Here is a 6,298-nt window from a genome sequence, read left to right on the forward strand (position 1 = left end):
TATCAGTTATTATCTTACAATAGCCATTGCCCCATAATAGCATTGACTGCCGCTTCGGTGCGCAATATTCGCGCACCGATATGTACCGTTTGGCAGCCTTGCCTTGCAAGCAGCTCAACTTCATAATCAATCCAGCCGCCTTCTGCACCGATAAAAACCATGCTTGGTAGTATCGATTTCTGAGGTGATTCAGAGCTTTCTAACTGTTGTTGCACATATTCTGAAAACGATAATTCAGCATAAGGGTGAGCGACAATAGCTCGATTTGTGATTAAGTTTGCCAACTCATCTTCAACAAAGGGCTTAAAACGTTTTTGCAAACTGATACGCGGCGCGACGGTATCAACGCCTTGTTGCAGCCCTTCTAATACGAACTCATCAAGGCGACTCAGCATCGGGCTTTGCCAGTAGCTTTTTTGCGTACGATAGCTGTTAATCAAGATGATATCGTGGACGCCAAGCGCGGTCATATCCATAATCAGCCGGCGCAATACTTTTGGGCGTGGCAATGCCAACACTACCGTGAGATCAAGCTTAGGCGGCGGTGCTGTGACCAAACTTACCTCACATAAATCAATACGCTCAGGCGTCATATCAGCAATGACAGCAGTGCCAAGATTACCTTCTAGCTGTCCAATTTTTAGGGTATCGCCTACTTTCGCTCCCAGAACTTGGTTAACATGCTCAATTTGTGCCACTGCATTGATATGTGCAGATTTATTAGAGAAGCTTGCAGCCGGTAATAAGATACAGTTCATAGTGGCTCTTAATTTGAATCTTGGCTAACGTTTTGAAGAGCATGCTGCTCGATGACTTTTTCTATCATCGATAATTGACGACTCAATACGGCTTGCTGCTGATCGGTCATCCGCGCGCCTGCTTGTCCTGCTTGCTTAGCCAACATTAAATGAATCAGCCAATATTTTAGTTGTTGATAAATCAGTGTCTCATCATCGGCAAATTTTTGGTTTTCGTTCGCTTGTTCATCATGATTATTAGTATGATCAATAGCCTGATAAAAAGGGTTGTTTGGCTGATATAACGCCCCTACGCTCGCCAGTTTATCCACGACACTTTGACAAGATTGAGTATGGACACCCATTAAAACCGGTGTCGCCACACTTGCCGGCTCAACTGGATTATGTCCGCCCACCTCGACCAATGAGCCGCCAACCAATGCCACATCGGCAAGAGCATACCAATTCATTAACTCACCCATGCTATCCGCCAGATAGACTTGAGTGTTTATATCAATAGCTTCTGCTGCACTGCGCCGTGCCATGGTCAAGCCTGAATTTTGAATGAGCGCTGCCACTTCATCAAAACGCTCTGGATGGCGCGGAACGATAATAAGTAGCGCTTTTGCCAATGCAGGGTTTGACAGTAATTGCTGCTGCCATGACAGTACCGTATTCTCTTCACCACCATGAGTGCTTGCTGCCAACCAAATTGGGCGATTGACCACGCCCAAATCACTCGCCGTCACACTCGTTTTTTCTGCTAACTCTGGCTGCTCGCTATTTACGATATCGACATCAATCGCCTTATCATCATCTGGCTCAGACACATTAGACAATTTAGGCGTATTAATGACCCACTTTAGCGAGCCTGCCACACGGATTTGGGCGCTATGCGCACCCAATTGTCGAAAGCGTTTGGCAGAGTCATTATCCTGCGCAATGATTAAACTCAAATTTTTCATCATGCTGGTGCTGACTGCGCCAATTTTTTGATAGCTTTTAAAAGAGGATGCTGACAGTCGCCCATTCACCAAGATACTTGGCATATGATGCTCAGATAATTTGGTTAAGATGTTTGCCCATAGCTCTGTTTCTACAAATAAGGCAGCAAGAGGTTGTACATGAATCAAAAAGCGCTCAATCACCGCCGGACTATCAACTGGCACATAACTTTGACTCAATCGACCTTGCGCAATGTCTTCTGCAAATCGACTGGCACCGCGCGCAAAACCTGTCTGGGTAGTATTGGTCAGCCATATCCGATAACCACGAGACAATAGTGCATCCAATAATGGCGCAACGGTATTGGTTTCTCCCAAAGAGACCGCGTGGCACCAGATGGTTTTATTTCGCTTATTAACATTGATGCTGCTGTTTAAATCCGCAGCTGGCAGATACGTTTCTGTGGCTATAGGAGGCGCAGGATAACGCTTACCAAAACGCTGTTCAACTTCTTGCTGATAATTATCACGCGCATGCGAGCGGCGCCATACTTGCAGGCGATATAACGGCTTTAATAAGCTTATGCCGACTTGATAATACACAGGCGGCTTATATACCGCTTGGCTTTGCAGAGGCTGTGCCTGAATGGAAAGATTTTTTGAGGTGTCAGAAGATGGCATGCAAAAGCCTAGATAATTAATGGAGCAGATAATAGGAGTCGCGCGCAAAAAACGCACCAATTCTACCTGAATTTATTGCCAAACAATACGTTTTTAAATTCAAGGATGTTGGTCATCGTTTTTTATACCAAAATAATAATGAGTAAGGCAATCACAATAATCACTGCAAACAATAGCTGATAGCGTTTAAGACTATGCTGCTCTTGCTTTTGGGTGTTGATTAACGTTTGTGCTTGTTGCCACTGATCGACTAAGCTTGCCGCTTCGATGTGCCCATTTTCTGCCGCTTGCTCGAGCCAATATTTACCAACCTTAAGGTCTTGCGTAACCCCTACGCCTTGATAATACATTTTACTCAGTAAGCGCTGAGCGCGGCTGTCATTTTTACTTGCCGCTTGTTGCACCCATTCAACCCCAGCCTCTATACCAGCGACTTTATCAGCGCCTTCGTTTGCTATCAGACCTTCGCCGAGCAGCTCATACATCGCCAAGCGCAACATCGCAGCACTGTTTCCTGCATTTGCAGCGTCTTCTAATCCCAACAAAGCCTGCTGCTTTGCTTGCAGATGCGCCTCTGAAAAGACGACTTGCTTACGGGGTTTTTCTTGCTTTGCAATATGACGTTCAAACTGATCTAAAACCTTGCACGCCTTCTCATATTCAGTTTCGCCCGTGGTCTGTGTTACTTCTATCTCATGTAGCTCTGTTAATAGTTGGCTAAAAATCTCTGGCGTGGGTAGTTTTTTTGCGACTGCCGTGGTTTTTACTGGTTCTACTATAGGTGCTACCGTTGCGTTTGTTATTTCTATATATTCTGCTAAGGGCACTGATGTAATTGTAGTAGCTGATATAGAAGATACATTACCCATTTTGTCATCTGAAAGTTGAGTTGTCGCCATGTCTATGGACGACTTACTATTCGAATAAAGGGATGTGCTACTATTTTCAGAGCTTACTTTCTCAACAAATGCCTTTTCATTTGCTGTTTGAGTGTTTGGTTTATCTGCTACGGTCCTATCAACCAAATGAGGCTGATGATTTACAGCTTTTGGTAATCTGGCGCTCACCGCTTGGTATAAGCCACTAGCGACTTTATCACCTTGCGCCGATTTAAACGCGCGGTCGATATGACCAAATAAACGCATCCCTATCGGTTCTAAAGCAAAGAAAAGCGGCATATTACCTTTATCACTGCTATCTTTGGTATTAACATCAGTATCAGCGCCATAAAACATTGCCATATGCTGATAAAAATCATCGGTCGTCAGTACTAACTCAGGATAGCGGGCATCTAGCTCAAACTGACCAAACCAACGTGGCGATTGTTGCCATTGCTGCGCTAATACTCGTCCTGCATAAAACGCCAAAAACACCAAAAAGTTACGATAGCGCTCATCTTTTAATAACGTTGCTTCATCCCAAATGCTTGTTTTGACCATATCGCGGCGTATCTGAGACAGTAGCGTATCTATGCGCTGCAAGCTTGCCAGAGATTCATCCAAACCACAGTGATGCAAATCCACTTCGTAAGCGATACCGCCTGCGACAGCACGCCTTGCCAAAAAATCTTGCCAATAACCTGTTGCAATATAATCAAGGGGCGTTAAGGGCGATGCAGACATAAGAAACGCGTATCCTTTAAAAAAGTAAATTAATCATAGAGGCAATGAACTAAAAGCAGTTGTGCAAAATATAGTGCTTACCTTAACTTAAAATATGTAGGGCTACAATAATGGACTAAATAAGCGTATCACATTATCAAACAAGCGTTCAGCCTTATGACGCCGTTGCCACTGGTCCAAGGTTAAAAAACGACAGCTTTGTAAATACGAGTCTTGACAAGCGGCAACTTGCGCGACCATTTCAGGCGTATAAATCGCCAAACTGACTTCCATGTTCAGATAAAAGCTGCGCATATCGATATTGACGGTACCAAATATACAATAATCGTCATCTATAACTACTGTTTTGGCATGCAGCAGACCACCCTTAAACAGAGCAATGGTAACACCCGCTTCTAACAACTCTTGGTAATACGCTTGCGAGGCGTGCTGAACTAAGAATGAATCAACCTTTTCAGGGATAATCAGCGTAACTTTGACCCCGCGCTTGGCTGCCGTCACTAGCGCGCCTGACAAAGCTTCATCCGGTACAAAGTACGGCGTTGTGATACAAATACAGTGATTAGCACGATGTAAAACGGTTACTAAGGTATTATAAATAACGTGAGCGGTCACTTGTGGCGCTGAAGGAATCAGCTGCGCGACCACGCCCTTTACCACCGGCATCTGCGGAATCACTGTCGACATCGCACCAGTACAGGGGTTTTCTACATTTTCTAGCCCATCATCCAATACTTTGATGCGACTATTGATGTCATTAATCGTCGGATTGCGCACATATAGCTTACGTGTGTAGCTGTTGACTCGTTGATGCAGCGCATCTAGATTGTCACTGTTTTCCGCCCCGATATCGGTCACCACCACTTTTGCCATTGCAGTCGCAATGCTAATGTCATTATCACTGACACTGCGTATCGCCACATCAATCCATTCACCGACATCTTTATTCTGCTTAAAAAACTTAGGATCAACCAAATTAAAGCTACCGATATAACCGATATAACCATCAATAACCACGATTTTACGATGATTACGCAAATCTGAACGCTTAAATAACGTTTTAAACAACCCTACTGGCAATGACTGATGGACAAAAACGCCTGCTTTTTCTAATTTTCGATGGGCTTTACTGTTAAAAAAACTAAAACTCCCCACACTATCAATCAGAATATGACACTCAACTCCGCGTTGAGCGGCTGCCATTAACGATTCTATAACATCAAGCACCTGCCCCTTAGGATAAATAATATAAAACTCCATCAAGATACTGCGCTGAGCGGCATTGATGTCATCAATCAAACGTTTAAAAATAATATTGGCGTGCGTCAACAGTTGCATCTCATGGTTTGAGAATACCCCAAACCCTGTCCAGCGCGTACCGATATGACTGACCCCACGGTAATGAGTCGGCAATACCTCTTGCCCTTCATCAAACACCAAGCGTTCCCGTTGTGCCATCTCATTCATCAGTAGCCGCGCTTGATCCATTCGCTGGCGATAACGTCGACCTATCATCGGCTCACCCACCAGCACATAGGCAATTAAGCCAAATACGGGCAAAGTAAACAAAACCGCTATCCATGCAATTGCCACCCCAATATTGCGCTGTACCGAGACAATACGCAACGTCATCACAATCATAAGAATAATATGAAATATCAGACCTAGCCCAGCAAAGTCTGTCCAAGACCATGCTGCCACTTGCTGCTCAGTATTAGATAAAGCTTCTATTGTTTTCGCCTCCAACTGGTAATAGCACAATATAATCAAATACGACCAATCAAGTATAGTAGCTTTTATCCGCCGCGCAATAGGTAACTATTCGTTGACTAGGTAGTTGTCATATGGGCTATCACATCATCTAGCCATACTCTCAAAAGCCTTTTTAATAATCATTTTTTAAAAAATGTAAAATAGTGTTTGACAGCCATGTGTAAATCTATATAATACACACCCACAGCAGCAGAGCTTAGTGACAAACTTAGAGCTCAGCTGATGTTGAATAAATTGCTTAGCAATTGTTCGAAGGGTGATTAGCTCAGTTGGTAGAGCGTCTGCCTTACACGCAGAATGTCGGCGGTTCGAATCCGTCATCACCCACCACTATTTAGTATAGCGTTACTCTTAAGTAGTAGGCTAAGTGGTTAAATAAACTAAGTACGACCTAAGCAGCGGTAGTTCAGTTGGTTAGAATACCGGCCTGTCACGCCGGGGGTCGCGGGTTCGAGTCCCGTCCGCTGCGCCATATTTAAAACTTAGTTTTAATACAAAAGTTTCAACCTCAAGTATTTATATTTGAGGTTTTTTTGTGTTT

At 44.0% G+C, this 6,298-nt stretch carries 4 protein-coding genes and 2 tRNA genes; 2 read left to right on the plus strand and 4 right to left on the minus strand.

What is annotated here, in order from left to right; all coding sequences use genetic code 11:
• Window positions 1-14: 14 nt before the first annotated feature.
• From H0262_RS06570 to H0262_RS06585, 4 genes are all read right to left on the minus strand, one after another.
• Window positions 15-758 (minus strand): 16S rRNA (uracil(1498)-N(3))-methyltransferase, encoded by a 744-nt coding sequence (locus H0262_RS06570; protein ID WP_181210148.1) that lies wholly within the window; start codon window positions 756-758, stop codon window positions 15-17.
• 8 nt (window positions 759-766) lie between these two features.
• Window positions 767-2,362, minus strand: a complete 1,596-nt coding sequence (locus H0262_RS06575) for a 3-deoxy-D-manno-octulosonic acid transferase (protein ID WP_181210149.1) — start codon at window positions 2,360-2,362, stop codon at window positions 767-769.
• A 122-nt stretch (window positions 2,363-2,484) separates the two neighbouring features.
• Window positions 2,485-3,984: a tetratricopeptide repeat protein gene (locus tag H0262_RS06580; RefSeq protein WP_181210150.1), complete on the minus strand. Its 1,500-nt coding sequence runs from the start codon at window positions 3,982-3,984 to the stop codon at window positions 2,485-2,487.
• Window positions 3,985-4,086: 102 nt separating this feature from the next.
• Window positions 4,087-5,730, minus strand: a complete 1,644-nt coding sequence (locus H0262_RS06585) for a cardiolipin synthase (protein WP_181210162.1) — start codon at window positions 5,728-5,730, stop codon at window positions 4,087-4,089.
• A gap of 281 nt (window positions 5,731-6,011) precedes the next feature.
• Between H0262_RS06585 and H0262_RS06590 the strand changes: the two genes are divergently transcribed.
• Both H0262_RS06590 and H0262_RS06595 read left to right on the plus strand, forming a co-directional pair.
• Window positions 6,012-6,087, plus strand: a tRNA-Val gene (locus H0262_RS06590).
• Between the two features lie 65 nt (window positions 6,088-6,152).
• Window positions 6,153-6,229 (plus strand) — tRNA-Asp (locus H0262_RS06595).
• The last annotated feature ends 69 nt before the right edge of the window (window positions 6,230-6,298 follow it).

Origin of the sequence: Psychrobacter sp. D2, assembly GCF_013608135.1 — a bacterium.
GTDB classification, from domain to species: domain Bacteria; phylum Pseudomonadota; class Gammaproteobacteria; order Pseudomonadales; family Moraxellaceae; genus Psychrobacter; species Psychrobacter cryohalolentis.

Excerpts from the sequence above, each read along its gene's own strand:
- H0262_RS06570 (WP_181210148.1), bottom strand. The coding sequence starts at position 758 with ATGAACTGTATCTTATTACCGGCTGCAAGCTTCTCTAATAAATCTGCA.
- H0262_RS06575 (WP_181210149.1), bottom strand. The coding sequence starts at position 2,362 with ATGCCATCTTCTGACACCTCAAAAAATCTTTCCATTCAGGCACAGCCT.
- H0262_RS06580 (WP_181210150.1), bottom strand. The coding sequence starts at position 3,984 with ATGTCTGCATCGCCCTTAACGCCCCTTGATTATATTGCAACAGGTTAT.